This is a genomic window from Paeniglutamicibacter sp. NPDC091659, assembly GCF_044756805.1.
Classification (GTDB): Bacteria; Actinomycetota; Actinomycetes; order Actinomycetales; family Micrococcaceae; genus Paeniglutamicibacter.
Genome location: NZ_JBIVTO010000026.1, coordinates 1,302 through 2,909 on the forward strand (window position 1 = coordinate 1,302; position 1,608 = coordinate 2,909).

2 protein-coding genes are annotated in these 1,608 nt (G+C 64.7%); both read right to left on the bottom strand.

The window, feature by feature from the left end; genetic code table 11:
• Positions 1–6: 6 nt before the first annotated feature.
• Entirely contained in the window at positions 7–828 is an 822-nt protein-coding gene (locus ACIQLF_RS21795) for a glutamate ABC transporter substrate-binding protein (RefSeq protein WP_400303320.1), read from the bottom strand.
• A gap of 69 nt (positions 829–897) precedes the next feature.
• Positions 898–1,587 carry an amino acid ABC transporter ATP-binding protein gene (locus tag ACIQLF_RS21800; protein ID WP_400303322.1) on the bottom strand — a complete coding sequence of 230 codons (690 nt, stop codon included), beginning with the start codon at positions 1,585–1,587 and terminating at the stop codon, positions 898–900.
• Positions 1,588–1,608: the final 21 nt, after the last annotated feature.

Sequence of the window (1,608 nt, forward strand, 5' to 3'; positions counted from 1 at the left end):
CGCGGGTTAGGCGCAGGGATCCATCTTCGGCGGGTTCAGGGCCGGGTTCGGGACGTAGCCGGTGCCCTCGGTGTTGGCCTTGATGGCCTTCTCCCATTCGCCGGAGTCGATCATCTTTTCGATGGCCTTGTTGATGTCGGCGCACTTGGTGGATTCCTTGTTCAGGCCCACGCCGTACTTCTCCTCGCTGAACGGCTTGCCGACGACCTTGAACTTGCCCGCGTTGGCCGGCTGCGCGGCCAGGCCCGCGAGGATGATGTCATCGGTGGTGACCGCGTCGATGGTGCCGCCGGACATGCCGCCGAGGCATTCGGCGTAGCCGGACTGCTCCTGCAGCCTGACGCCCGGGATCATGTCCTTGACCTTCTGCGCCGAGGTGGACCCGGTGACCGAGCACAGGGTCTTTCCGTCGAGGTCGTCCGGTCCGGCGATCGTCGAACCAACCGGGACCAGCAGGTCCTGGCCGGCGACCAGGTACGGTCCGGCGAACGCGACGGATTCCTTGCGCTTGTCGGTGATGGAGTACGAGGCGAAGATCATGTCGACCTGCTTGTTCTGCAGGGCTGTTTCGCGGTTTGCCGACGGGGTGGAGATGAACTCGATCTTCTCCGCCGGGTAGCCCAGCTCGTTGGCGACGTATTTGGCGACGTCGACGTCGAAGCCCTTGTAGGTGTTGCCGTCCTTGTAGCCGACGCCGGGCTGGTCGAACTTGATGCCGATCTTGATCTTGTCGCTGGCGGCGCCTCCGCCGCCTCCGCCGCAGGCGCTGAGGGTCAGGGCTGCCGCGGCGGCCATGGCGGCCACTGCCGCGATGCGAGTCTTGCGCATTGGTTCTCCTTGGTTTCTGGACAGGGGTGTTGTTCCCGTCCGGGGTGCATCGAAAGGGTGCGGGTCGTGCTAGTGGGTGATGAGCTTGCCCAGGAAGTCCTTGGCCCGGGCGCTCTGCGGGTTGGTGAAGAACTGCTCCGGGGTCGCCTGCTCGACGATCTGCCCGTCGGCCATGAAGATGACCCGGTCCGCTGCCTTGCGGGCGAAGCCCATCTCGTGGGTGACCACGATCATCGTCATGCCCTCCTTGGCCAGGCCGACCATGGTGTCCAGGACCTCGTTGATCATTTCCGGGTCCAGGGCCGAGGTCGGCTCGTCGAAGAGCATGACCTTCGGGCGCATCGCCAGGGCGCGGGCGATCGCGACGCGCTGCTGCTGGCCGCCGGAGAGCTGGGCGGGGAGCTTGTCCTTCTGGTTGGCTACCCCGACGCGTTCGAGCAGGGAGAGCGCCAGCGTTTCGGCCTCGGCCTTTTTCATGTTCTTGACCTTGATCGGGCCGAGGGTCACGTTTTCCAGGATGGACTTGTGGGCGAAGAGGTTGAAGGACTGGAAGACCATGCCGACGTCGGCGCGGAGCCTGGCCAGCAGCTTGCCCTCTTCGGGCAGGACCTGCCCGTCGATTTCGATGCTTCCGGAATCGATGGTTTCCAGGCGGTTGATGGTGCGGCACAGGGTCGATTTTCCGGAGCCGGAGGGTCCCAGGACAACGACGACCTCGCCCTTGGCGACTTCGAGGTTGATGTTCTGCAGGACGTGCAGCGGGCCGTAGTGCTTGTTGAC

Coding starts and splice junctions, on each gene's coding strand:
- ACIQLF_RS21795 (WP_400303320.1), bottom strand. CDS start 828: ATGCGCAAGACTCGCATCGCGGCAGTGGCCGCCATGGCCGCCGCGGCA.